This window comes from uncultured Candidatus Kuenenia sp., from assembly GCF_900696675.1.
Lineage (GTDB): Bacteria > Planctomycetota > Brocadiia > Brocadiales > Brocadiaceae > Kuenenia > Kuenenia stuttgartiensis_A.
The window spans coordinates 1-26362 of the sequence record NZ_CAADGZ010000040.1 but is presented as its reverse complement, the minus strand read 5'-3'; the positions used below and the strand labels follow the sequence as shown (position 1 = coordinate 26362).

General features: G+C 40.0%; 22 protein-coding genes. 6 read left to right on the top strand and 16 right to left on the bottom strand.

The window, feature by feature from the left end; genetic code table 11:
• Window positions 1–320 precede the first annotated feature (320 nt).
• From QZT26_RS08030 to QZT26_RS08020, 3 genes are all read right to left on the bottom strand, one after another.
• Complete coding sequence (locus QZT26_RS08030; RefSeq protein WP_099324006.1) at window positions 321–1442, bottom strand: glycosyltransferase family 9 protein; 1122 nt, start codon at window positions 1440–1442, stop codon at window positions 321–323.
• A gap of 177 nt (window positions 1443–1619) precedes the next feature.
• Window positions 1620–3050: a heavy metal sensor histidine kinase gene (locus QZT26_RS08025; RefSeq protein ID WP_295101540.1), complete on the bottom strand. Its 1431-nt coding sequence runs from the start codon at window positions 3048–3050 to the stop codon at window positions 1620–1622.
• The gene (locus QZT26_RS08020; protein ID WP_099324008.1) at window positions 3028–3702 is read right to left on the bottom strand and encodes a response regulator transcription factor; all 675 of its coding nucleotides are present in this window, start codon (window positions 3700–3702) and stop codon (window positions 3028–3030) included. The genes QZT26_RS08025 and QZT26_RS08020 overlap by 23 nt, the downstream gene beginning before the upstream one ends.
• A gap of 41 nt (window positions 3703–3743) precedes the next feature.
• Between QZT26_RS08020 and QZT26_RS08015 the strand changes: the two genes are divergently transcribed.
• Window positions 3744–3905 carry a hypothetical protein gene (locus tag QZT26_RS08015; protein WP_157820349.1) on the top strand — a complete coding sequence of 54 codons (162 nt, stop codon included), beginning with the start codon at window positions 3744–3746 and terminating at the stop codon, window positions 3903–3905.
• Window positions 3906–4053: 148 nt separating this feature from the next.
• Here QZT26_RS08015 and QZT26_RS08010 read toward each other — a convergent pair whose 3' ends face one another.
• The 6 genes from QZT26_RS08010 to QZT26_RS07985 form a co-directional block, all read right to left on the bottom strand.
• Entirely contained in the window at window positions 4054–5454 is a 1401-nt protein-coding gene (locus tag QZT26_RS08010; protein ID WP_295101539.1) for a trypsin-like peptidase domain-containing protein, read from the bottom strand.
• Window positions 5455–5496: 42 nt separating this feature from the next.
• Window positions 5497–7926 (bottom strand): DUF4340 domain-containing protein, encoded by a 2430-nt coding sequence (locus QZT26_RS08005; protein WP_164994862.1) that lies wholly within the window; start codon window positions 7924–7926, stop codon window positions 5497–5499.
• A gap of 163 nt (window positions 7927–8089) precedes the next feature.
• The gene (locus QZT26_RS08000) at window positions 8090–9793 is read right to left on the bottom strand and encodes a GldG family protein (protein ID WP_157820350.1); all 1704 of its coding nucleotides are present in this window, start codon (window positions 9791–9793) and stop codon (window positions 8090–8092) included.
• Entirely contained in the window at window positions 9790–10500 is a 711-nt protein-coding gene (locus tag QZT26_RS07995) for an ABC transporter permease (protein WP_099324012.1), read from the bottom strand. The genes QZT26_RS08000 and QZT26_RS07995 overlap by 4 nt, the downstream gene beginning before the upstream one ends.
• Window positions 10501–11445 carry an ATP-binding cassette domain-containing protein gene (locus QZT26_RS07990; protein WP_099324013.1) on the bottom strand — a complete coding sequence of 315 codons (945 nt, stop codon included), beginning with the start codon at window positions 11443–11445 and terminating at the stop codon, window positions 10501–10503.
• A gap of 452 nt (window positions 11446–11897) precedes the next feature.
• A complete protein-coding gene (locus QZT26_RS07985) occupies window positions 11898–12098 on the bottom strand; it encodes a DNA-directed RNA polymerase subunit omega (RefSeq protein ID WP_099324014.1) in 201 nt (66 codons plus the stop codon).
• Between the two features lie 226 nt (window positions 12099–12324).
• On the opposite strand from QZT26_RS07985, the gene cysK reads away from it, so the two are divergent.
• The 4 genes from cysK to QZT26_RS07965 all read left to right on the top strand — a co-directional run bounded on the left by cysK (window position 12325) and on the right by QZT26_RS07965 (window position 16219).
• Window positions 12325–13254 (top strand): cysteine synthase A, encoded by a 930-nt coding sequence (cysK, locus tag QZT26_RS07980; RefSeq protein WP_099324016.1) that lies wholly within the window; start codon window positions 12325–12327, stop codon window positions 13252–13254.
• Window positions 13254–13991: a serine O-acetyltransferase gene (gene cysE / locus QZT26_RS07975; RefSeq protein ID WP_099324017.1), complete on the top strand. Its 738-nt coding sequence runs from the start codon at window positions 13254–13256 to the stop codon at window positions 13989–13991. Before cysK ends, cysE begins: the two co-directional genes overlap by 1 nt.
• Window positions 13992–14267: 276 nt before the next feature.
• The gene (gene lsrF / locus QZT26_RS07970) at window positions 14268–15050 is read left to right on the top strand and encodes a 3-hydroxy-5-phosphonooxypentane-2,4-dione thiolase (protein ID WP_099324018.1); all 783 of its coding nucleotides are present in this window, start codon (window positions 14268–14270) and stop codon (window positions 15048–15050) included.
• A gap of 149 nt (window positions 15051–15199) precedes the next feature.
• Window positions 15200–16219 (top strand): zinc-dependent dehydrogenase, encoded by a 1020-nt coding sequence (locus tag QZT26_RS07965; protein ID WP_099324019.1) that lies wholly within the window; start codon window positions 15200–15202, stop codon window positions 16217–16219.
• Between the two features lie 150 nt (window positions 16220–16369).
• Here the strand turns inward: QZT26_RS07965 and QZT26_RS07960 are convergent, their stop codons facing one another.
• From QZT26_RS07960 to QZT26_RS07930, 7 genes are all read right to left on the bottom strand, one after another.
• Window positions 16370–17458 (bottom strand): tetratricopeptide repeat protein, encoded by a 1089-nt coding sequence (locus QZT26_RS07960; RefSeq protein WP_295101535.1) that lies wholly within the window; start codon window positions 17456–17458, stop codon window positions 16370–16372.
• A 78-nt stretch (window positions 17459–17536) separates the two neighbouring features.
• A complete protein-coding gene (gene csrA / locus QZT26_RS07955) occupies window positions 17537–17830 on the bottom strand; it encodes a carbon storage regulator CsrA (protein WP_164994859.1) in 294 nt (97 codons plus the stop codon).
• 240 nt (window positions 17831–18070) lie between these two features.
• Window positions 18071–18520, bottom strand: coding sequence for a flagellar assembly protein FliW (gene fliW / locus QZT26_RS07950; protein WP_099324022.1), 450 nt, complete (start codon window positions 18518–18520; stop codon window positions 18071–18073).
• Window positions 18521–18783: 263 nt separating this feature from the next.
• Window positions 18784–19701 carry a flagellar hook-associated protein FlgL gene (gene flgL, locus QZT26_RS07945; RefSeq protein ID WP_099324023.1) on the bottom strand — a complete coding sequence of 306 codons (918 nt, stop codon included), beginning with the start codon at window positions 19699–19701 and terminating at the stop codon, window positions 18784–18786.
• 83 nt (window positions 19702–19784) lie between these two features.
• Entirely contained in the window at window positions 19785–21746 is a 1962-nt protein-coding gene (gene flgK / locus QZT26_RS07940; protein ID WP_295101532.1) for a flagellar hook-associated protein FlgK, read from the bottom strand.
• Between the two features lie 12 nt (window positions 21747–21758).
• Window positions 21759–22283 carry a flagellar protein FlgN gene (locus QZT26_RS07935; RefSeq protein ID WP_164994855.1) on the bottom strand — a complete coding sequence of 175 codons (525 nt, stop codon included), beginning with the start codon at window positions 22281–22283 and terminating at the stop codon, window positions 21759–21761.
• Between the two features lie 5 nt (window positions 22284–22288).
• Window positions 22289–22738 (bottom strand): rod-binding protein, encoded by a 450-nt coding sequence (locus QZT26_RS07930; RefSeq protein ID WP_164994854.1) that lies wholly within the window; start codon window positions 22736–22738, stop codon window positions 22289–22291.
• A gap of 551 nt (window positions 22739–23289) precedes the next feature.
• Between QZT26_RS07930 and QZT26_RS07925 the strand changes: the two genes are divergently transcribed.
• A complete protein-coding gene (locus QZT26_RS07925) occupies window positions 23290–26184 on the top strand; it encodes an AAA family ATPase (RefSeq protein WP_295101530.1) in 2895 nt (964 codons plus the stop codon).
• The last annotated feature ends 178 nt before the right edge of the window (window positions 26185–26362 follow it).

Here is a 26362-nt window from a genome sequence, read left to right as displayed (position 1 = left end):
TTGACGGAGAAAGGCCAGAAGTTCTCTTGTTCACTGATGACCGCTTCAGCCCTTGATATTAAAGCACTTACGGAAATGGCGGCATGAAAAACACGCATAAAAAACAAGAAATTGATGGATAGTAGTACAGATCAGGAGAAGATTAAAGCGGTTTTTTATCTGCGCTAATCGTTCGACTCACGACGAAGTCTGCGAAATCTGCGGATAAGAATTATTTTAAGGAAGCAAACATTTTACTATGTATACTGTACTATCATATGCACTGCAAATTTTTTCAAAAGAGTAAGGTGTTGCAAAATCGTAAGCCTCTTGATTATTCCTTATGCATAGTATTCAAGCAGTACATTTAGTATCTCTTTTGTGTTTGTTTTGCTTTTATCAAATATTACTTTCCCATAAGGCTCTCTTGGCCCCCATCTGTCAAAGTTTGGTTTGGAAAAAAGAGCGATAGTTTTCGTCCCTACTGCAACTGCAAGATGCATTGGGCCTGAATCAGGAGTTACTATGACCTTACACTTTGATACTAAGGCAGCTACTTCGCGCAATGTGGCATTTTTTATGTATAAGGCAGATCCTATTACCGATTGTATACATTTTTCATTTCCCATCTCTTCTGGCCCTATAAATATTACCATGGGGATATGCCGTGTTCTCAGATTCTCTGCAATAATACCAAAACTTTCCAGATTCCATGCCTTTCCTTTTTTTTGTCTGCCGCCGGTAAATATGCCAATCGGTTTCTTAAATGAATCTCCGAAATGCAATTTGAAGAAATCTTCTGCCCTGAGCTGTTCTTCCGGTTTGAGTATAATTTTGCGTTCATCAAAAGCTGCTATCCCTATTTGTTGCATACATTCCCGGATTTGATCTACCTTGTGACGCGATTGTGGATGTTTAAAAACAGAGGTAAACAATATATTGCCATCGTTTCGCATACACCCGATGCGATGCCTGGTTCCGGATGCATATGTGATATAGGCGCCCAGTGAATTAGTCGCCGTGCTTAGATGAATGGCTGCATCGTACTTTTCTTTTCGAAGTATTGTAATAAGACGCCATAATCGATGCGGAAGCACAGTGTCTATTCGTTTGATAGTATGAATTTGTTTTATGGCATATCCCTCCAGTATGGATTTTGCATGCCTCCCCCCAACAAAACAGAATTGCACATTTGGCAGGGCTTTAATAAGCGCTGATACAGCGGGGGTAACCAGGATAGTATTCCCTAAACGTTGGTTTACGGAAACAAGCAGTATCTTCTTCATTGCATACAGGTTGGGCAAAGGTTCAACGCCAACATGCATCATACGTGCAAGAGCCAGTAAAAAGATACGGCGAATACTGAGTTTCAGGCAGCGCAGAAAACTTGAACGTTTGAAATGTTTCCCGGATAAAGCGAGACCAAATTCATCTTTTAAGACAGGGGTATATTGCTTTTCCATCTTTTCCTTTGATTACTCGTTTAAAAGAATATGTCACAATAAATGACAACTCTTATATCAGGCAAACATTAAGGGTTGATGAAGAAGACATGAAGAAAGCTTAATGTGTAAGGCAATTGATACATCAATCAAGGGAAGCGTTGGTACCGCTTAAGATACGTGTAACTAAAAAACAGGTTAGCGATTGAAATGACTTTTTGGAAGGGTAACTAAAAAAGCGCTGCCTTTTCCTATTGTGCTTTTTACTTCTATTTTTCCTTTATGAAGGTCTGCTATGTTTTTGCAAATACTTAATCCCAGGCCTACCCCTCCGGTATCCCTTGACCTTGAAGCATCTACACGAAAAAACCTGTCAAAAATCTTGTTATGGTCATTTTCGGAAATCCCTATTCCGGAGTCCCTGATTGAAACAATAACTTCATTTTCCAAATCTTTCAGAGAAATGCAAATATTGCCTCCCGGGGAAGTATATTTAATCGCATTATCCAAAAGATTGGAAAACAAACGATAGAGTAATTTTTGATCTCCATCTATTGTAATATTTTCCATCTTACTTATTGTGCAGTCTATTTTTTTAGTTTCTGTAATTACTTGAAACGCTGTGTAAAGTTCACACAGCATTTTTTTAAGATCAACATCATAGAACTCTTGTTTTGCCGCGTCTGTTTTCAGCAAAACCAGTAAATCATTTATCATGTTAATTATTTTTTCATGCTCAATTAAATTATTTTCCAGCAGTTCGCAATATTCTTCCGGGGTTCTTTGTTTTGCAAGCATTACTTCTATTCCGGCTTTTAGAGCAGCAAGCGGCGTTCTTAATTCATGGGAAACATCAGAGGTAAATTGAATAATTTTTCGGAAGGCATCTTCAAGACGGTCTAACATAAGATTAATTGTATCCGTCAATTCTTCTAACTCACTTCCTGTATGTGCGGGTTTAAGTCTTGTATGTAAATTGTATGCCGTTATTGTTTTGGCTGCGTTTGTAATATATCCGACAGGATCAAGGCTTTTTTTGGCGATAAACCAGCCTCCTATGATAGTGATAATAACAATTCCCGGCATTATCACTATTATATCATCCCTGAAATTTTTTAATGTTTTATATGATGGCTTCAGAGAGGTAGCCATCTGTAAAATATATTTCGGGCTGTTATCCTGGAATACGGGTATTGTTAAAAGAAGGAAGCTATCGGTTGAATCTTTTGGTTTGGCGGTATCGAATGTTTCATTTCCATTTTTTGCATTGTTAATTGCTTTTTCAAAAGTTTTTAAAGGGAACTCAATGGAATTTACCGATGTAATGATTGAATTATTTTCTATATCATATAACAATGCTGATATTTTAAAAAATTTCCCGCCGGAAACTTCTTTTTCGATTTCAGTTTTCAGGGCATCCAGATTTAAATTCGTTTCCGTAAAATGTTGTAAAATATCTTCACCTTCATCTAAAAGGATTGCACACATTTCTTTATTAAGTACATAGTATAAACGATAGTATAAGTATATTCCTAAAATGACTACTATTAGCAATACTGAAGTAGCGTACCAGAGTGTTATTTTAAAACCAATTGTTCGGAAAAATTTAATCTCTTTCTTCGAGAACATAGCCGACCCTTCTCACCGTATGTATAATGCCTTTATCAAAATCTTTCTCCAGTTTATTTCTTAAACGGCTAATGTGAACATCAATTACGTTGCTAAAGCTTTCATAATTGTAATCCCATATGTGCTCAGAAATCATCGTTCTGGTTAAAATCTGTCCTGGGTTTCTCATGAAATATTCAAGAATAGAGAATTCAATGGGCGTTAACTCAATCTTTTGTTTATCCCGGAATACTTTTCTGGTTTTGGGATCAAGTGTTACATTGCCTGTTTTTAAATTTGATACATAATTGTCTGTTCTTCTCCTCATGCAAGCGCGAATACGTGCTAACAGCTCGGAAAAAGAAAAAGGCTTGACTATATAATCGTCAGCTCCAATATCCAGACCGTTTACTTTATCGTTTACGGAATCTATTGCCGTGAGAAATATTGCCGGAGTGTGAATTCCGGTGTTTCTTATTTGTTTCAGTACTTCCTTTCCATTGATTCCCGGAAGCATTATATCTACTACTATGAGGTCATAATTCTCATGTGTCGCCAAATGTAAGCCATCAATACCATTATGCGCTATATCAACAGTATAGGAATTTTCCTCAAGGCCTTGTTTTAAATACTTTGCAATTTTTTTTTCATCTTCTATGATTAAAATTTTCATGGGGATTAACTTTATTATCGGATGCAATATGAAGAGTCTGTATGCCAACAAGCAAAAATGACCGGTGGCAATCTCTGAATCGGGAGGATATGATACCCTTGTTCCACCGTACCTATCAGGAAATCATTGCAGATACGGCTGTTTTTTGCACAGTTCCGGAAAGAGTAAAAAGCCGTATGGAAGAGTTGTTGGCTGGATATTAAAAGGCACTCGATGGAGGCGTTAAAAATTGAGGACACACAATAAAAGTCCAACATTCAAGGACTCGGTGTATACAGTTGACAACTTACACAACATACTGTCATAAAATTGCTTAGGCGACATTATTTCCATTTTCGTAATAAACTCACGTTAGCGAACTTTTAACCGTGTGTATCCCTGATGCTCGCCATAAATATCAGACCAGACGATACCAACGTCCCACAGTTCTCCCTTTTTCATCAGGTTAAGCAATGCTCCAAATTCTTCAATGTTATTCACCCGATACTGCCCTACATATACAAGTACATGGCCTGCCTTAATTCCAACATTCTCCGCAGGACTTTTCTTTTGGACTTCAGAGATTAGCACCCCACCCTTAACCCACCATAAATTCAATTGTTGCGCAAGCTGCGGGGTTAGGTCCTGGACGTAAAGCCCAAGTTTCTCCAAGGCAAGCTTTTCCGCCGAAGGCATTGGAGCCTTTTCAAGGCTAACCGACAACTCCATTTCCTGACCATTGCGATTAATGGTAATAATTAATTTATCACCTGCATCCTTTTTCAGAATATATTTTTCAAAATCAAGCACATCAAAGATTCTTTTCGAATCAATCTTTATAATACAATCTCCGGTTTTTATTTTTGCCTTATGTGCCGGACTTTCCTTTTCAACGGAAGTGACCAGTATACCATTTGAAACATAGCCCTGCTCCTCTACTTGTGCGCCAAACCATATTTTATTAATCTCCCTGAAGTTAAATAGTTTGACAAGTGTTTCACGAACCTTATCCACAGGAATGGCAAACCCTATACCCTGCGCATGATTTACGATTGCCGTGTTTATCCCGATAAGTTCTCCGTCAATATTAATCAAAGGCCCTCCGCTGTTTCCCGGGTTTATCAAGGCGTCTGTTTGAATAAGCCCGTTATATTCGAGGTTGCCATATTCCCCGCTAAAAGTAAAAGTACGGTTCTTTGCGCTTAGAACACCGATAGTTACCGAATTTTCCAGACCAAACGGGTTACCCAGGGCAATCACCGTTTCGCCGATCATAAGGTCCTTTGACGTGCCCATTTTAACATAAGGAAGCGGGCTTTCTGATTCTATTTTTAACACGGCAAGATCGGTCACAGGATCAGAACTAATCATAGTAGCCTCGTAGTTTTTGCCATCTGCCAGCCTTACATTAAGCTTTGAAGCCCGGCTTACAACATGTTCGTTTGTTACGATATAACCGTCCTCATCAATAATTACCCCTGAACCCAAAGGCTTTTCTACTACCTTCCGTTGATTCTTATTAAAATAATCATTAAAAAATTGTTCAAATAATTCGCTCCTGAACCCAAAAAAAGGATCTCCGTACCGTTGTTTAATAAATCTTTCCGTGCTGATATTAGCAACTGCAGCGCTTGTCTTTTCCACGGCAACGACCACAGGCGTCCTGCGGTTAGAATGCTCATTTAAAGCAAATGCCGCATTATTTGACAATAATGCGGCATTTGCACATATGAAGACAATAAAATTGAAAAGAGAAAACAATTGATGCTTCATCCGAATATCTTCTTATAAATTAAAAACCATTTTTTATGTTACTCAGTGAAAACTGCCGTGTGGGCTGCTGCCCGGTGGCTTGCCGTGCATACCTCCTCCGCCGTATTCACCGGGAATCTGGTCTTTTGTTGTATTCAACACATCTATTGCTTCCTTTAAATTCCTTTCGACTGCCTGCATGGTAAAATCATCTTCTTTTCTCATAAGCTTCGCTACCTTATCTTTACCGATAACGTAGATACATTCGGAATTTTTACTCTTTGCATAATAGTTATTTTCATCCTTCTTTTTTCCGATATAAAGGACTTCATCACGTTCACCCAAGCCAATGATAATAGACAGTTGCGGTTCATCTAATGCAAACTGTGTCAGATTTGTTGCTTTGTACTGTTCTATATATTCACCCGTCAGTCTTTCAAGGTTATGGACATAATATTCCACTTCCCGGCTTTGAAAGTCTTTTACATCGTAATTTTTTAACGTCCAAAAATTATCCGCCTTTTCTATCTGTATTTCCCTGTCAGGATAGACGAGGGTAAGTTTTCTCACATCCATCCTTTCAAAATCTAAAATCTTTGTCGGGGCTAACTCGGCATTAAAATCCCTTATTTTTGGCCAGGACAACTCAAATACCAAATTAACTCCGTCAATCATAGCATATGAATTGTCCATATCTCCCCCCCCAACAGTATTCCCTATCAACAATGTTTTTGTCTCAATGATTTTGTTAATAGTGTCTTTCGCATCAGTTGCTATATTTTGTTTTTCAGATTTTTGATTAATAATTTTTTCGTATGTCACGTGAATTTTCATTCTTGGATTATCCAAACCGAAAACACTAAGATCCGAGGGGTTTTCCGCAACATAATTTTCCGCTTTTAAGAAAGAGAGATCCCATACGATTTGATTCACCTTGTCTGCATCAGCACGCGCCTGAATCGGTTTGCTTAGTTCCCAAATAGCATTACCTTCTTCGTCTGTTTTATTCGTTTTTTCACATAAAAAAGTGCGGTCTGTTTTTTCAATTACAATCTTCTTAACCAATTCTTTATCAAAATCGCAGACCAATCTGTCTCTGAAAGCAATCAGCGCATTTTCAAGCTTGTCATAAAATTCAACCGTTGAAACGGTATATACCGGATCTTCATCTACCCGCTTTACATAACATTTATTACCTTCGGGCAATTTATTTCCCACATAAAATCTTGACAATTCTTTATTTTCTTCTTTTATCACGGAAACCTCAAATACAGGATCTTTTAACCCATATACTGATAAATCTTCCGGTTTGTCAGAAACAAAGTCTACTATTTCAAGAGTTTTAATTTTCTCAATAAAATTCCTGGCACTGTCCTGATCCGCATAAATATCAATTGGTTTTCTGATAACCCAGTCAAGCTCCAGTGATTTTTCGATGGATATCGTATCTTTTTTTGTTTTAAATTCCAGCTTGTTCACTCCATACGAACCGTAAGAATCAAACCTCACTAAAACCCTATCTCTCAGATCGTTTGGTTTCTTTTTGATTTCAGCAAGAATATTATCCTTTAGCAAAAAAATACTTTTCTCATCTACACGCTTAGCATACACTTTGTTATCAAGTGAGTATCCGAAAATGACCGATTGATCATGTCCCCGTTCAGTAACTGTAACCATATATGCCGGATTATCCAGCCCGAACTTGGACAGCTCTACTTCTCCTTCCGGAAGAAAATCCTCCCGATCGATTTCGAGATTTTTAAGTTTTGCGATGATATCTCTTACCTTTTGCAAATCAGCCAGGTCGTCAAGAGGTTCCTTAATTCTCCAAAACTCTCTGTCTTTCTCACAAACAATGTTATATTCTTTTGTTTTTATTTGCAGTCGCGTAACCGCTTCTTTGTCAAAGGTAAAGACCCACTTGCTTCTTAAATCAAGAATGCTTTTATTGATTTTTTCCAGCAAGCTACCCGGTACAACAAAAACTTCATCATTTGTGTCAAGTTTAATATATACATTATCGCCCGCCGCAAGTCTTTCTCCAATGAATACGGTGTATTTATTGCTTGGCCCTGTTATCTGTATTTTGTCCGGACTGGTTTTTACACTTGTGTACATCGTGATATAGTTCTCTTGTTTATCAAAACCATAATATTTTAAGTCAAATGGTTTGTCTCCTTCTTTTTCAAATGAGCCTACTTTCGACATAAACTCAAACTCGGAGAGAATACTTGAGACCTCAGAATTATTTGCACGCAGCCTGTAAGGTTCCACAATAAACCAAAAACCATTCTCAGCTTTTTCCAGTACTATTTTACCGGTTTCGTTCTTTAATTCTATCTTGTTCACCAGTGACGCTTTGAAATATGGCAGCACCTTTTTTTGTAACCGCTCCCACTCCTCTTGGGGCAGTTGCTTTTTTTCATAAACAAATATATACGTTATGCCTATAATTGCAATTATTAAGAGAATTATGGTAGTTTTAAATTTCATTGCTTAACTATTTCCTCCCACGAAGAATAAACTCTAATCAGAAGCGACTGCCACATAAATAATTTTGCCTTATATAAAAATGTATGAAATACAAAGGTCACACATTATTAAAAATCCAGACAACATGGATAAACACCAATCACCTGGGAATTGCCGTTCATTCCTAACGACGTCTTTTCCACCACACGATACCGCCAATAACTATCGGAACCAAAGGAATACCAGCAATTGAAACCCAAAAAATAACTTTCATTTGTTCTGGGTGAATCACCGCCTTACGGAAATCAGCATCTTTGGCGGAAATACCTAATTGTGTCTCCTTCTTAGCAAGCCAATTAATTGAATTACGCACTAAATCATGATTGCCGGGATTATCTCCAAACTCGTTTGTGGCAAAGTCCACATCTCCAAAAACAACCAGCCTTGCACCTGTTGGTTTTGCATTCGGGTCGTTTGCCATTGCAGGGTGCGCCTGTGTGACGCTTTTCGGCAATTCTTTCACCTGGGATGCCGCCGCCAGAGAAATAGGACTTAATACATCTGTTTCCATGTTTTTCTCTGGTTTTTTATATTTCAAATCCGCAATATCTGTTTCTCCCCAGGCGCTATCGGGCGCGTACATCAATACCTTAGCCTCATACGGCATTTGGTCATTCGGAGGGGCGGCATCTATGGAACATGCGCCGTAAAGTATCGTATTGTAATTTTTCAAATCGTCGGTAATTCTGTGGTCGCCATATTCTTCATTTTTTACATAAATCTCTGCAACCGTTTGTATACCAAACAGCGGCATCTTTACAGTATTATAAATTACAATGTCATCACGAACTACCATGCCATATTCTCCCAAAAGAGTTCCGAAACCGGTAGTGATATTGGGTGGAACTGCGGGTTCCAGCATGAGCAGCAAATTCCCTCTGTTTTCCAGATAATTTCTTATAATATTCAGCTCTTCTGTCAGATATGCCTTGGAAGGTCCCGCAACAATCAACACGTCGCAGTCATCAGGGATTTTCTTTTTATCCATGATATTCAAAGGCGCTACGCGACAGTTGTCACGTTTCAGGGCATTTGCGATTCCGGAAATACCGACCCTGTCGTAATCGTCAAATTGGCGTTCACCGTGCCCCTGAACAAAATAAATCGTTGTTTGTTTTTCCTGTGTAACGTTGAGGATTGCCCCCGTAAAAGCTTCTTCTCCTTTAAACCTAAAAGGATATTGCCGCTCCATCACGTCACTCTGTTGTACATGCTTGCTATATTCCCCGCATTCAAACACAACAGAATTTAATTGAAGGTCACTGATTTTCAGGCGCATTGCTAATTCTTCCACCTTGCTGCGACTTCTCAGTGGGTCAATATTTTCAATCTTTATTTTTTCTGTGTTGTTATGCGCGTATTCTTTCAAAATGTCTACAATTTGCTCAAAAAACATCTCGCCCTGATTGAAGAGAGTGGTGATCACGACAGGTTTATCGAGATTCTTAAGTATATTTTTTGTTTTTTGTGAGAGAGTATATTTCCCGGTAAGTGTAAGATCAAACCTTACATAGTGCCTATGGTTAAGGAAGCCAACAATTGCAAAAATACTTGCGGCAAAAATCGACATGACCGCTACGTTTGTTCCGACAAGGGCTTTTCTCTTGGACGCTTCCGTAGAAAACCACTTGTTTCTCATCGCTTTTAAAATACTAAACCCAATAATGATAGCACTACCAATACCCGTGGGCACTACCGAAGACACACTCCAGCCATTTAATATCCTGGATAACCCAAAACCGGATATTGCTGCAATAATTCCGGCTAATATGATATAACCACTGTACAAATCAATCCAATCTTTCTTTTTATCACTCACAGCACTCATCTCCATCTCCTGCTTTCAACAATGCGTACGACAATGAATAAAAGTAACGTCGAAAAACTAAAGTAATAGACTATATCTCTTGTATCCACAATCCCTTTAGTAAATGTTTCCCAGTGATCATACGTGCCGATATACCGTAAAGTACTATAAAGCCACCCTTCGTTTTCCGCACTTGCCAATCCAATTACCAGCAATATAAGTAACGCTACAATACCGGTAACCGCCGCAACAATTTGATTTTTTGTTACTGCAGAAACGAGCATACCGACAGAGACAAACAGCCCCCCCATTAACACCAATCCAATATAACTGGCAATTATTGCACCATAATCGGGGGAACCCACCCATGCCAGAAAAATAATATAAAATGCCGTTGGAGCAATCATGATATTATATAATGCCCATGCTGCCAGGAATTTTCCAAAAACCACTGCAAAATCGGTAATCGGTGCCGTCATGAGCGGTTCAACCGTCCCGGTTTTATTTTCCTCTGCCAGCAATCGCATCGTAATGACGGGGGTGAGAATGGAGAGAATGAATTGTGTATATGCCAGGCTGTATCTCAATGTTGTTTCCTGCGTTATACCCAACATAATTGAGAAAAAATAACCCGAAAACACCATAAATACCGCGATAATAACGTAGGCGATTGGGGAAAGAAAATATGCATTGATTTCTCTTTCAAAGATAGTACCTGTGCTTGTCATTTACAACACCACCTCCTTTTCTTTCGTAGTAATCTGATGGAATATTTCTTCAAGTGTTATTGCATCTTGCCTCATATCCCTGATAATTCCATTATTTTTCACTATGCTTAAAAATACTTCTTCCCGAATATCGGAATCTCTTTCCGTTTCAATTGAATATTTATTAATTTCACCTTTGTCACGCCAAGTGATCTTTTTTACGCCTTTTATAACTGATAAAGCATCCTTGACCTTTTCACCATTTCCACGCACTTCTAGTTCAATGAGGTTTCCGCCTTTGAGTTGGTCACCTAAATTTGACGGCGTATCCATAGCAACGATCTTTCCCTTATTTATAATAATCACACGTCCGCAAATCATCTCTACTTCCGGAAGTATATGGGTAGATAGCAGGATGGTATGTTTTTCACCCAATTCCCTGATAAGCTGCCTGACCTGCCTTATTTGATTTGGATCAAGCCCGATTGTCGGTTCGTCAAGAATAAGGATTTTAGGGTCATGTACCAGGGTATCTGCCAATCCTACCCTTTGCCGGTACCCCTTTGAAAGAGTGCCGATAATTTGTTTTTTTACATCCTGAATTCTACATTTTTCTATACATTCCGCAATTTTTGTTTTACGTTCACGATATGGCACTTTTTTTAATTTCGCACGAAACGTAAGGTATTCGTTAACCCGCATTTCCGGGTACAGGGGTACATTTTCCGGCAAATACCCGATTAATTTACGCACGTTTATTGAATCCCGAAAAACATCGTATCCATCTACTACCGCAGTGCCTGAAGTCGCCGGCATATAACAGGTCAGGATACGCATTGTAGTCGTTTTGCCTGCGCCATTTGGACCCAAAAGCCCTAATATTTCACCCTGATTCACCTCAAAAGAAATGTCATTAACCGCATAAACATCTGCATACCGCTTCGCCAAATGTTCAACCTTTATCATTATTCTCACCCCCTCATATTTATATCAAACAGCAGAAAACGTCCCGAAAAGTTACATACATTCATGGCCAGTAATGTTTCGTTTAAATGTCTACATCATCATTATCATTGCCGCAACAACAAAGCAAGTTTCGCAATAGTAGATTTTGTTGTTTACAAATAGTTACCAACTGCTCATACAGTGGTTTTAATTAGGACAACCCGGCCATTGCTACATTGCCTGATTGGATTACAAAAAAAGGTTTTTGGCAATTTTGCCGTATATTTTGGGTCAGCCTGGATGCGAGGCCGTGGATATGTTAAATCATTTTAGGTGGGCAGCACATTGCATTAAATCAAAAAAACTTTCGTTATCTGCTCTAAAACCATTTCAGATAAACACAACTCACCAATTTAAAAAAATTTTTACACTGTTGGGTTAATTACCCTATAAGACAAAAAAACATCATTCCCCTATTTTTTCTCTTCGTCATTTAACATTATTTTATTTTGCATTAATTCCGCAAAAGCAATTTCAACCGGGTCATCGATTTCCGTTTCAATATAGGGCTCCGCCTTTTTTGTTAGCTGCCTTGCCCTGCTAATAATTAGAGTTGTCAACCGTAACGGACCGCCTACTTGATTTATTAACGTGTCCAGACTTTTGTAATTCATAAAAACATCCTTAAAAAAGAATATGTTCCAGGATTTTCATAAAAATAAAAATTTTGAGAACTGTATGTATTTAAATAAGATACGGCGAGGGAGTAAATGTTATACTCAAAGTCTTTTTTGTCAAGAAAAAATAAGGCTTTTAAAAATATCTTGAGAAATAATGAACAACATAGTATATTTTGTCTCATTTATACCTTCTTCCTGATAATTAGCTGAGAGGACGACTATGACAAAGATATACGATGACATCACTGCTACAATTGGCAACACGCCATTAGTCAGATTGAATAAAATATCAAAAGGGCTGGACTGCATTATCACTGCTAAGATGGAGTCTTTCAACCCCATGGCGAGTGTAAAAGACCGCATTGGAATCGCCATGATTGAGGCCGGCGAAAAGGCAGGATTGATAAAAAAAGACACAGTTCTGATAGAACCTACCTCTGGCAATACAGGAATTGCCTTGGCTTTTGTAGCTGCCGCCAGAGATTATAAATTAATTTTAACAATGCCAGATACGATGAGCCTGGAACGCCGGGAGCTTTTGAAGGCTTTTGGGGCCGAAATTGTATTAACACCAGGATCGGAAGGTATGAAGGGGGCGATTAATAAAGCAGAAGAAATGCTTCAAAATATTCCCAATTCATTCATGCCGCAACAATTTAAAAATGATGCAAATCCAGAAATACACCGCAAAACGACTGCAGAAGAAATTTGGAATGATACCGATGGACAAATCGATATTTTTGTAGGTGGTGTTGGCACAGGGGGCACCATTACCGGGGTTGGCGAGGTCATTAAAAAAAGAAAACCTTCATTAAAAGTAATCGCCGTGGAACCCTCAGGTTCTGCTGTACTTTCCGGTGGAAAACCGGGACCTCACAAAATACAGGGACTTGGTGCAGGCTTTGTACCTGAAATTCTTAATACAAAAATAATCGATGAAATTGTTAAGGTGGAAAACGAACAGGCGTTTGCCTTATCGCGCCAACTTGCACGTGATGAAGGAATTTTAGTGGGTATTTCTTCAGGCGCCGCAGCGTATGCCGCACTGCAGGTCGCAGCAAGGCCTGAAAACAAAGGAAAGCTATTGGTGGTAGTATTCCCTGACACCGGCGAAAGATATCTATCCACCGTATTGTTTAAGGAACTTTAATGTTTGGCCGATTAAGAGAGGACATTGATGCCGTTTTCCAAAATGACCCCGCTGCAAAAAGCAAATTTGAAATAGTTTTCTGTTATCCCGGATTACATGCTTTATGGCTATTCAGGATATCTTCATTTTTCTGGAAGAAACAATGGTATTTCACCGCCCGTTTTCTTTCCCACATTAATCGTTTTTTAACAGGGATAGAAATCCATCCGGCCGCACAAATCGGACGAGGAGTTTTTATAGACCACGGCATGGGAGTCGTTATCGGAGAAACGGCAACGGTCGGCGATGGTTGTCTTATTTACAAGGGAGTAGTGCTTGGAGGGACATCTTTTGAAAAGACAAAGAGACATCCAACGTTAGGAAAAAAGGTCATTGTAGGCTCAAATGCTTGTGTTTTAGGCAATATTTCCATAGGAGATAATGTACGCATAGGTTCCGGTTCGGTAGTAGTAAAAGACGTCCCCGCTAATGCTACGGTGGTAGGTGTACCCGGAAGAATTATCGAAAGAAGCAAAAACAAGGATCACGAGGTAATGTTAGACCATGGACAACTGCCCGATCCGATTGCAGAGGCCTTTAGAGCGCTAATTAAAGAAAACAATAAACTTCTAACGCGTATCAAAAAATTGGAGGAAAGTTTAAATATTGTAAGCAATGACAATAGCCGGGAATCTAACACAGAATCAATAATCATGACAACATTTATGAAAAATTACCATAATGGCGAGGGGATCTAATATACACTTGTATTATTCTTTATGCAACCACTGCCGGAATATAGAACAGCATATCTCTTTTGAACCTTTCACCAGAGTAGGGGCGAAGCATTTGCCCCCTTGGGCATGAACGCATTTATAACAATTTATAGCAAATGCTCCGCCCCTGCATTATGCAGCAAACACCGCTATTCTCTATTGTAGATGACATCAAAATATGTCTTATAATTTCGTTATTACCGTTGTTAAGGGAAGCCGTCAGGATCCCGTTTTTTTTAAAAGGAGGAATTAACTATCATGGGCTGGGGAATGAAGAATCGTTTGTCTCAACTGATTAAACCAAATGGGCGCTGTATGTACTTGCCAATCGACCATGGTTATTTTCAGGGACCCACAACAAAGTTAGAGAAGCCAGGAGAAACCATTAAACCAATTCTAGAATATAGCGACGCCCTTTTCTGTACCAGAGGTGTATTGCGTGCCTGTATAGACCCTCAGCAAAGCAAGCCCATTATTTTAAGGATCTCTGGTGGCACCAGCATGGTGGGCAAAGATCTTGCCAACGAGGAAATCACCACATCAATGGAAGAGGCTCTCCGCCTTAATGTTTCAGGCGTCGGTCTTTCTGTATTTATTGGCAGCGATTATGAGAAGCAAACGTTATTAAATTTGGCAAAAGTTGTTAATGAAGCGGAAAGATACGGCATGCCGGTAATGGCAGTGACTGCGGTTGGAAAAGAGCTGGAAAAACGGGATGCGCGTTATCTTGCGCTGTGTTGCCGCATATGCGCCGAATTGGGTGCAAAGGTTGTAAAAACTTACTGGTGCGAAAATTTTGATAAAGTCACGAGTGGTTGTCCCGTCCCGGTCGTCATGGCAGGAGGCCCAAAGGTAGGTTCTGACCGTGAGGTTTTTGAATTCGTTCATGATGGTATGCAAAAAGGCTCAATAGGTATAAATCTGGGCAGAAACATCTGGCAAAATGAACGCCCTGTTCCCATGATCAAGGCTTTACGGGCCATCGTTCATGAAAATGCCAGCGTGGATGAAGCTGACGCAATATTTAACAAAACCAAATAATAATAAGACATTTTAGGAGTCTGGTATTTTTTATTATCCAGTCGGCAATCGGCAGATTGCCGACTGGATACTGCGCACGGTAGCGCGCAAACCCACCATTTCACAATGTACATCCTGCGTTATAACGACCATAAGAAAAGGGGCATTATATGCGAGTAGCAATGTATTACAACAACAATGACGTCAGAATAGAAGAAATGCCAACTCCACAAATAGGGCCGGGCGAGTTATTGGTAAAAATATTCGCAAGCGGTATATGTGGCAGCGATGTAATGGAATGGTACCGCATTAAAAAGGCGCCTTTGGTTTTGGGTCACGAAATTGCAGGAGAAATAGTCGCCATTGGCGATGCCGTTAAACAATTTAAAGTTGGCGACAGAGTTACCGTTGCACACCATGTTCCATGCAACACCTGCCATTATTGCCTGAATGGACATCATTCCGTGTGCGATACTTTACGCACTACCAATTTTTATCCCGGTGGTTTTGCAGAATTTCTGCGTGTTCCACAAATCAATGTTGATCGCGGAACTTTTATTCTTCCCCAGGAGATGTCTTATGATGAGGGAACCTTTGTAGAACCTTTGGCATGTTCAATTCGCGGACAACGACTGTCCAATTTTAAACCCGGACAAAGTCTGCTCGTTATCGGCAGCGGCATATCGGGATTATTACATATTCAATTGGCGAGAGCGCTTGGCGCAGGCAAAATATTTGCAACGGACATAAACGAATATCGCCTGAAATTTGCAAAAAAAATAGGGGCAGATATCGCAATTAACGCAAAAGAAGATGTGCCTTCCATTATCCGCAAAGATAATAATGGAAGATTGGCAGATTTGGCGATTGTGTGTACAGGAGCAATATCCGCAACAGAACAGGCCTTTCATTCCATAGAAAGGGGAGGGACTATCCTCTTTTTTGCACCAACGGAACCCGGGGTAAAAATCCCTATTGACCTATGGAATCTTTGGCGTAATTGTAATTCTATTGTTATGTCCTATGCTGGCCCTCCTGCTGATATGGCGGTTGCAATTGAATTAATACGGACAGGTAGAATTGCCGTAAATGATCTGATAACTCATAAACTACCGCTAAATGACGCTGCAAAGGGATTTAAACTGGTAGCCGACGCAAAGGAATCCGTGAAAGTAATTATAGCGCCCTAAAAGTAAACCAGTTTAAAATCGATAATCACCAGTAGGCAGTCGTACAAGATTACAGACTGGAGATTGAGTATTGAGTACCTCTGATCGCACCATTAAAAATTTTGGAAAAACGTGCGAAGAAATAACTTTTACGGTACTAAGAAGGGATAATTAATCAATAACCAGACTAATGCGCTTGTGCATTTGAGCAGTTTGCGAGAGACCGGAAACGTTTTCTTTTATATCCTGTTGATCAGGCTGTATGGATAATGACTTTTCCCACATTTTCCGCGCCTTTGCAGGATTATTCGTCACTTTGTAACAATTCCCCAGTAAATTATACAGCGGCACAGCTTCATCCCCGACTTTGTTCTCCGACCAAAGAGAATCAACAAAATCTGTCGCTTCCTTTGTTCTCACATACTCTTCTAAAATGTGAACTGCATCGTCATATTTCTGTTGTTTATAATAAAGACTTCCAAGGTTATAATATGCGTCTAAATATGCTGTATCCAACCGGATTGCCATTACAAAAAATGATTCGGCCTGTTTATCAAAATCCATTTTTACGCAACACTCGCCAAGCAGATTATAGGCCTCTGCGTTATTCGTGTCTTCCAGCACCGCTTCCCTGAGATGGCGCATTGCCCGAGGATAATCTTCTTCTCCCTTGTATACAATGCCAAGCAAGTAATGCACCTCGTAATTGGCAATCTCTTTTTTCATAAAATAGAGCAAAATCCCCTTCGCTTTTGAAATTTCATTGTTTTTTATCAGCAGTTTTGAGATATTCACCGCGGCAGAAGTACTATCCGGCTGCAATCTCAATGATTCGGCAAAAAACGCTTTAGCGTCCTCTTCATTACCGTTTTTAGCGCAACATATTCCCATAAGATTATACGTATCCGCATCTTCCGGATTCGCCACTACAACCTCCTTAAAATGCGAAAGAGCCATACTGTATTCTTCCCGTTCCATATACAGAAAAGCAAGGTTATAATGAACGTCTATTAAATCAAAATCAATGTGTAATGCTTGCCTGAAATTTTCAATTGCTTCGGAATAGTTATGGTTTCTTGTGTAATAAATACCGAGAAGATTAAAACCCTCTGCGTAATTGGGGTCTGCATCCACTGCTGCTTTTAGATATTTAAACGCCATACCCCAATCATCTTTTTCTATCAGGTCCTTCGCGCGCGAAACATTTGTTTCAAAATCTGTATTGTCATTTAGAGCGCTGCTTTCTTCAACAATAAACATGGTTAGTTTCCTTTAAATTAAGAGATATTCCTGTAAAATACGCAAAATAATTACCTCAAACTGTATCACGATGCACGATTAATCTGCGTCTTCAACTGCGTCACTTTTTGCTATAAATTTTTCTTGAAAACGAAAATCCTCTCCAATATGCCTCCATTTTTGCGCAACTTTTACCAACTCATTTTTGGATACTTTTGAAGACTCTCTATTCTGGGATTGGATCTTTTCATAAACTTCTTCCCTGTGAATCTCAATGTCCTTTGGAGCGATAATTCCCAATTTCACCTGTCTTCCCTGAAATTCTAAAACGGTAATTTTTATCTCATCTCCTATGGTTATGCTTTCTCCCAACTTCCTTGTTAGTATAAGCATCGCTTCTCCTCTATTGAAAGTGTATAAAAATAACGTACCGTGCAGTAAACGTATATCTCTTTCCCCAAAAACCTTTTTGAAGAACAAAGAAAGAAACTGGCTGCAAGTAATAGAATACTATTCATATTAAACTGCCTGTAAGCGTCCGGGCAGAGGCGTATAGTAATGTAGCAATGCGTCTGCATCTCATAATAACATTCATTATGGTTGCGCACCCGAACAACGCAGGGGTATGTTCAATTAAGCATTTTTCTGCACAAGCGGATAATGTAATGCGTAATAATCATCTGTTAATACGAATTGCTTCCCCTTGTTGTTTATCATATTTACAAGTATAGGCCCTTTCAGGTTTATGGTTACATTGGAAGCATCATCTCCAATGTTTACTATACAAAATATTTCAACCTTTTCCTTGTTGCCCATCTCCAACGCTGAGACATCATCAATCTTTTTCAATGGGTCATAGTCGGTGAAAAGAGGAACCGGGTTTATGACGGGTAACGCAACAAGGGGGTTATCAACCGAAACCAACCATTCAAAAGGCCGGCAGTCAGGAAAATTAACAAGAATGAACTGTTTAAGCTCTTCGTACCCTACAATGCCGTCTTCAAACCTGATAATATCTTCTTTGTTATAACCTAACTCACCCAACTTTTCCGTTTTTAATGTCTCCATTTTCTTCTGCTCCATTTTTGTTTTTACCTCCTATAAAAAATAAGGTTAAAGAGATTTAGATGCTACGTGGCGGTTAATTAAGCAAACACAATACCATTTGTAAACAAGTAAAATCAATAACCACACAAAGCCGCTTATGTAATTGTGAGAATAGGAGTTATAAAACTTTAAAATAACGATAGGCTCTGTAGCAACAAGGGATGAGATTTTTTACTTTGGAGAGAGTACGGGCAATAACGTTGAAATTATTTACCCATGATGTTGATAATTTAGACAATCTATCCGCCAATAAAATCTAGCAATGACGGCTGAATAATCCTGGCGCCGGTCTGCAGTGCTGCTTGCAGCACATTTTCCTGATTTTTTAATTCTGTGATTAAGGATGCTAAATCAGCATCTTCGGTATAAGAGATTAATTCTTTCAGCGCTATTTTCGAGTTTTCGACTCTATTTTCCGTTATTGCCAATCTATCGACTTTTGCGCCAAACTTTGTAATCTCTGTCAGTACGTTATTATTTGCCGTTTCAAAATTTTTCTTCTGTGATAAAAAAGCGTCTGTATCAAAATCGCTTTTTTTCAATTCGTCGCGTAAATTTATAAGATTTGCAAATATGCCGTTTTCCATAAACAGCTTTCCGCCAGGCTGGTTCACTTGTATAAATGTATTGCTCCCTATCTGATATTGTATTGTTTCATTATTGCCATCATACTTTACGCCTGTTATCTCACCGCCTGAATCTCTTGTCGCTCTGAAGGGGGCAGTTAAGGTTTTTGTTCCCGAGAAAAGATACCGTCCGTTGCTATCCGTTATGTTTGAGAATTGAATAATTGTCTCCATTAACTCATCAATCTCGCTTGCAATAATTCCCCTTTCACTATCCCCAAGCGTACCATCCGCCGCCTGCACCGTTTTGGTCTGAATCTTCACCATAATGTCCTGTATGTTTTCCAATGCATCGAAGATGAAGTTTATTTTATCTCTCGCATGTTTAATAGCGTCTAAATATTGCTGTAATTCATTTTCCCCGGATTTAAATCCAAGTAATTTTCTCGTACTTACAGGATCATCTGATGCGCGGTTTATCTGCTTACCGCTGGAAAGCTTTTCCTGTATCTCCTGCATTTTCTTGTAATTTAGCTGGATGTTAGAAAGCGTTGTATTACTTAAACTCGCTTGCGTAACTCTAAAAGACATGGCGTCCTCCTCCACAACTCATTAAAATTATTCTCCCGGTGTCCCGCATTTCACTTTAGTACGAAAGACCACTCAACCCGCCGTTACAATGAATTTAATAAGGTATTTATTAATCTGTCAACGGTTGATATATATTTTGCCGACGCCTGATACGCCTGTTGAAATCGTATCAGGGTAACCAGTTCTTCATCAATATTTACCCCGGAAACCTCTTCTCTTCTGTTCTGAAGACTCCCCTCCAATGCCGTATACTTCTCCTCAGACTTATATGCACTATTCGCCTCTTCTCCTAATGCCGCGGCAATTTGATGTAAATAATCAGATAAGGTAGTATTTCCAACAATACTGTTATCATTTTGTAATGCGGATAAACGCAAGGCATTTGTATTATCCCCTGATTCACCTATAGATGTTGCAATTAGTGTTACATCCTCCCGTATCCTCTTTTCAACATCAATATCCGATGCGTCCTTTCCGCTGAAAAAGGTATTAATTCCCAAAGCAGCCAGCAAGTCAGTTTTATCAGAATCGTTTATAACATCTACACCGGTTAGCGTATTACCTGAAGCAACAGCACCAGCAGAAAACGAAACAGAAACTCCATTTGCAACCGCAAGTGTATTGCCAGGAGTGTAACCTTCGCCTACATCAAGTGTAGCAATAAGATTTGAACCGCTATCCCTGACTTCAACCTGAAGACCTGACGTAGTTCCAATTGTACCTGTTCCCAATGCTTCGAATGTATAAGTATCATTTGAACTCCCACTATATACCCCTGAAAGTGAAACCGTTGAAGCCCCTAAATCCCCGGGATCCTGGTCCAATGCATAAGAAAAATTAAATTTATACCCGGACGCTGCGGTAATCTGCAATTTGCCGTCTGAAATAGCAGCGGAAATATTTGATATGCCATTTATAGCAGCGCTTAATTTTGTAAGCGAATCATTTGCTACATCCACCGTAATTTTGTTTTTGACCTCTTCCCCTGTACTCGTATTTATTACCGTAACATATATATCTCCGCTCGATGGTGCAAAAGGCAGCCCCAGCCCCGCAGTATTCAATGCCTTAGTTGCGTCCGTCACCTTATTTGTCCCAAGTACCGTTGTAAACCCGCCGTCTGTGCCTACGCCTTCACTATGAATCGCATTAAATTTCTTTATAAGCGCGGTTGCAAAGGTATCCAGTTTAGCATCGTATGCAGGCAACGTGTTGTTATACATCTCCAACAAACCGCTCAATTCACCGCCAGTAGGTTTGTGTTTCGAACTTCCATAGCTGGTAATATTGAGCTTGCCGCTTGAATCTACGCGGGATTCAAGGGTTAACGCATTTGAACCACTCACCAGGACTCCACCTGCAATCATCACATCTATCATGCCGTTCTTCTGCGTCCTTGTTGTGACGTCCAAAAACTTGCTGATTTCGCCGAGGAGCGTCTCTCTTTTGTCCAACAGGTCATTCGGCTCCCCGCCTGTTGTTTGCAGCGAGTGGATTTCCTTATTAAGGTCAACGATATCTTTCGCCAGCCCGTTTACTTCATTAAGTTTGGATTCCACGGATTGTTTGACAAATTCCTTCATCATGCCCAGCTCGTCAACTATTGCACGTATGGATTCGGTCATGGTAATCGCCTTTTCCACAAGCACAGAGCGTGAACTGGTACTCTCGTCCTGTGAAAGGTCGTTCACAAATTTAAAGAAGCTTGTCAAGGAATTGCTTATACTGGCATCGCTTAATTCGTTAAATACCGTTTCAAGTTCTCTCAATTGCTGACTTTTTATAGAGGAGGCGCCAAGCGATGAAGTGACAAACCTGATCCGGCTATTAAGGTAGTCATCCTTCTGCCGCATTATTTTCACCAGGTCAACGCCCTGCCCGATAGAGCCGATAGTCGTCTGCAAGGGTAGTCTTGTTGCAAGACTGACCGTTTGTTTCGTATATCCTTTTGTATTTGCATTCGATATATTATGTGCGGAAACCATCATTGCACGCTGTGCCGCAAGAACTCCGCTCATACCAATTTGTATATCTGACGAGGCCATAACCTATTCCCTCTAAATTTTAGTGTCAACCAAAACCCTTGATACTTCTTTTTCCTTCATTTTCCCTGTATTCTTGTATACGGAGTGCTTAAAGACAGGCGGACAAAATATATCAATAATATCCTCTGTAATTTCAAGCGAATGATGGGTAAGAGCCGTATTCATCTCATTTAGCCTTTGTAATTCCACCATTGACTTTGTTAATGTGTCAACCAGCGTTCTCCATGTATTGCCATGAAGTTCTTCCCGTTTATCCATCATTTTACTCATGGATATTTCCCTTACCTTTAAACCTTGTTTTTCGCAATACCGGCGTATTATCCTTTGGCGTTTTTCCTCAAGAAGTTGCGCCAGTTCCGCCTTGTTTCTCTCTGCGTAGATAAGCGTTTCCAGCTCTTCAATATTACAGGATATAAGACAGGCGTGCTTCGTCTTTGCAATTTCTACTAATTCCCCGTAAACAACCGACAATCTTTCCAGCGTGCCGGTCAGTTCCGTAAGCAAGGCGTCTATAACGTTGTTCTCTTTAATTCTCATTGTCTTTACCCTTTAAAATTAACAGAAGCCTTTTCTTTATTTATACCCATATCCTCACTGTTTCCCTTTTTTACTCCATTTTCCGGTGAAGATGGCGCATTTTTACTGAATGCTTCCGTCACGACACTTTTAGGTTTTAATTGATTGTATATAACAGGCGCAACTCCAAAGCCGCCTTTTGCCGCTAAATCTTCAGCAAGGGCATTCTGCATTATTTCCGTATAACCTTGCATACCCCCCCCACCGTCAAACAAACCACCCTTTGGTATCGTTTTCCACATTGCTTTTACCACAAAATTCAATAAAACAGCCTCGAAATCCTGCGCTATCTTCCGGAGAGACGCATCATCATTGGTAATTTTCTTTTGACCGGCAAGACTATTTAAGTTACTAATGCTGCTTGAATGAACAGGGTCAATTTGCAAAAACGGGTTGATGTCTAAACTTGTTTCCATTTAATACGTTCCTAACTTTAACAGGTTACAAACCGGACACGAACATACAAGCTTGTCCGCTTTTTGGAGCACACTATTTTCCAGAAAACTGTGAAGGCTTTTTCAATCTGTCTATAGCAAAGAGCAAAGGTAATACCATAATCGCCCATTTTGTGAAACACTGTATATACGGTGCTTATCTATCTGACTTTTATTAAATAACTTATACAATTATTTGGTTTTTAATATTTCACAAATCATTCATTTTTTTAAAAACAAAAGGGGGAAACGTTTCCTATTTAATGAGAAAATTATTCCTGTAGCATCTATCGGCAGTTCATATATTAAACCTTACGGCAAAAGGATGTATTAAAAACAACCGGTAAAAATAATCGTAGTAGGGGCGAAGTGTTTGTTATAAATTGTCATAAATGTGTTAATACACAAACTGACAAATGCTTCGCCCTTACTTTATTTTATGCATGGTAATACTTATAAAAATTCATATACTATGAACGTAATAATCGCCAGGTACTTTTTTATACCCGCTATTTTGAAAGGACAATCTGCCAATGGACGATCGTTTTCCAACGAATGGAGTGGAAAGTCAATCCACTTTAAAAATCCGGTTAGAAAACCTATTGGGAAAGGAAGCAATGATACACAATGCATTTTCCTCAAGCAGAACGGAACTGTTTGTGGGCAGGCAAAGATATTTTGACCGGCTGGATGAACACATACACGGGGATACTCCCCCACTCATTGTAACCGGCAAACCGGGGATGGGGAAATCAGCGCTTCTTGCAAATTGGAGAAAACGCTATATCTCCTTAAATCCTGCCAACAAAACCATAATACATTTCATCGGCATTTCACCCCGCACAAGCAGTTTAGCATCTATGCAGCTACGCATTATCCATGAATTAACCTATGGATTTAACCTTCCTCCGGATATTCCCACTAATCAGAACGACCTTAACGTTGCATTTGTCAATGCCCTTTTCATGTCCGCTGCAAAAGGCAAAGCGGTTATTATTCTGGACGGTATCGAACGATTGGAGGAAAGAGACCCCGCACAAGTCTTATCATGGCTCCCAATTGAAGTGCCTGCGAACATACGGTTTATTTTGTCCGTATCGCCCGGAACCGTATTTGATGTTGTTGCAAAACGTAACTGGCCTGTTCTTGAAGTAGCACCTCTTGAAGTTGTTGAGCGAAAACAATGTATTCACGCATATCTCCAGAATACTCATTCAACAGCATTAAGCGAAAACCATATAAATACAATCGTCCATGCCGTCCAAACATCCAACCCGCTCTACCTTGATATACTCATGGGGGAATTATGTATTGACGACGCCCCCTCCATTGCCGGACAAAAAATAAGCCGGTATCTCTCCGCACAAAATATTGAGGAACTCATTCTCAGGGTTATTGAACGATACGAACTCGATGATACACTGAACGGCGCTGATGCGTCATTTTTCCGGAATATCATGTCATTGTTGTTAAGCGCAGGAAACGGACTCATGGAAAATGAAATAAACGAACTGCTCCGTGGGGAAACACCGTCACCGCAAAATACGCCATTAAAAACCTTGCTACCAAATATGAAACATATCCTGATACAACATTCAAATCTCATTCTTTATAAACACAATGCCTTTCATGATGCGATAAAAAGCAGGTATCTCTCAGAAGAAGATGAGAAAAGGCGGTTTCATTTACGTCTTGCAGATTATTTCGGGAAAAACTATTCGAGTCAGCGCGCAATTGAAGAATTTCCGTGGCAACTGACTCAGGCAAGGTCATGGAATCAGTTATTCGGACTTCTCTCTGATATATCCTTTTTCAATGTCTTGTATGAAACAAGCGCTTATGCGGCAACGTATTATTGGTCGCAATTGGAAGAAAACTCTCAAATGCGCATTCCATACGCATATTGCACCATTTTAGAGTCCCCGGAGAATTATATTGACCGCATTAAAAACCTTTCCTTTTTTTTAAAGGAGAAAAACCTCCTTACAGAGGCATTGAAGATGTTTGAACATCTTGTCTGTTATTATGAACAAAACAAGGACTACGAAAATCTGCCCGTAGCCGTCGGAATACTTGCAGATATCCTTTACGAAAGGGGCGGCATGGAAGAATCCATGCAATTACACAAGGATGAAGAACACATTTACCGGAGCGTTGGAAATAATTACGGATTAATGCGCTCCTTGTCACGTCAGGCAGTTATTGCCCTTGCCAACGATGATTTGGAGAACTCCCTACATCTCTTCAGGCAGGAAGAACAACTCTGCCGTGAATTGAACGATACTTATCGGCTGTCGTATAATCTTAACAAACAGGCGGAAATACTGTCTCTCCGGCACAAAACCACCCTTGCCGCAAAACTGCTTACGGAAGCGGAATCTATCAGCCGCGGCATAGGTGATATGTCAGGATTATCCGTGTGTTTAGGCAACAAAGCCCGCATAAAAAAGGGTTCCGGAAATCCGGAAGAGGCGATGACCTTTCTGAAAGAACAGGAGCATCTTTGCCGCACCCTGGGAAATAGCAAGGAACTCTCCGTCTGCCTTGGAAATCAATCGCTTATTCTTACCACCCTTGGAGACCTTGATGGCGCATTCGTTTTACTGAAAGAAGAGGAATCTCTCTGCAAAAACATGCGCAACGAACACGGGCTATCCTATAACATCGGGAACAGGGCAAATATCCTTTCGATACGCGGTAATCTTGCAGAGGCACTGGAATTATATAAAGAACAATTCTCACTATTCAAAAAGACACTAAACAAACACGGACTATCATACAATCTAGGCAACCAGGCAAACATTCATTATTCACTGGGAAATGCAGAGGAAGCAATGTCGTTCTATACGGAACAGGAGCGTTTATGCAGGGAACTGGAAAATGAGGACGGATTATCCTATGCACTCGGTAATCAGGCGATCATTCTTGCGGAAAAAGGCGACCCTGATAAAGCAATGGAATTGCATAAAGAAGAAGAGCGCATTTGCAGGAAATTTAACAATATGGAAGGATTGCAACGCTCTCTGGGCAACCAGGCAAGTATATTGTATAGCAAGGGTCATTTGCATGAGGCGCTCGCCCTCCATAAAGAAGAAGAGCGTCTATGCAGAAAACTTGGAAACAAGAGCGAACTTTCAGCCTGCCTTGGTAACCAGGCGCTTGTCGTTAAGGATCTGGGGAATCCGGATGAGGCGATTGGACTATTAAAAGAACAGGAAGCTATTTGCAGAGATCTTGGGATAAAGAGCGGGCTTGCTATTTCATTGGCAAATCAGGCAGAGATGCTTGCGCAAAATCCGGGACGGGCAGATGAAGCACTGCCTCTTGCCGAAGAAGCCTATTCAATTACCACTTCTTTCGGTTTTCAGTCATTATCTCACGAAATAGAACCCATTTTACGCGCAATTGAATCCCGATTGGGCAAATAGAGTAAAACTATTCAGCGTAATCTATCAAAGGGAATATGCCCTGTTTTTGTGCAGGAGGTAAGAATAGATAATAGATTCGAGGGGAGCATTCCCGGTTTTTTGTAAAAATGCCATTAGCGGGGAGGGAAAGAATAGTAACTCAAGCTTCCAGCTTGAGGGTAAAATACCACAAGCAGTC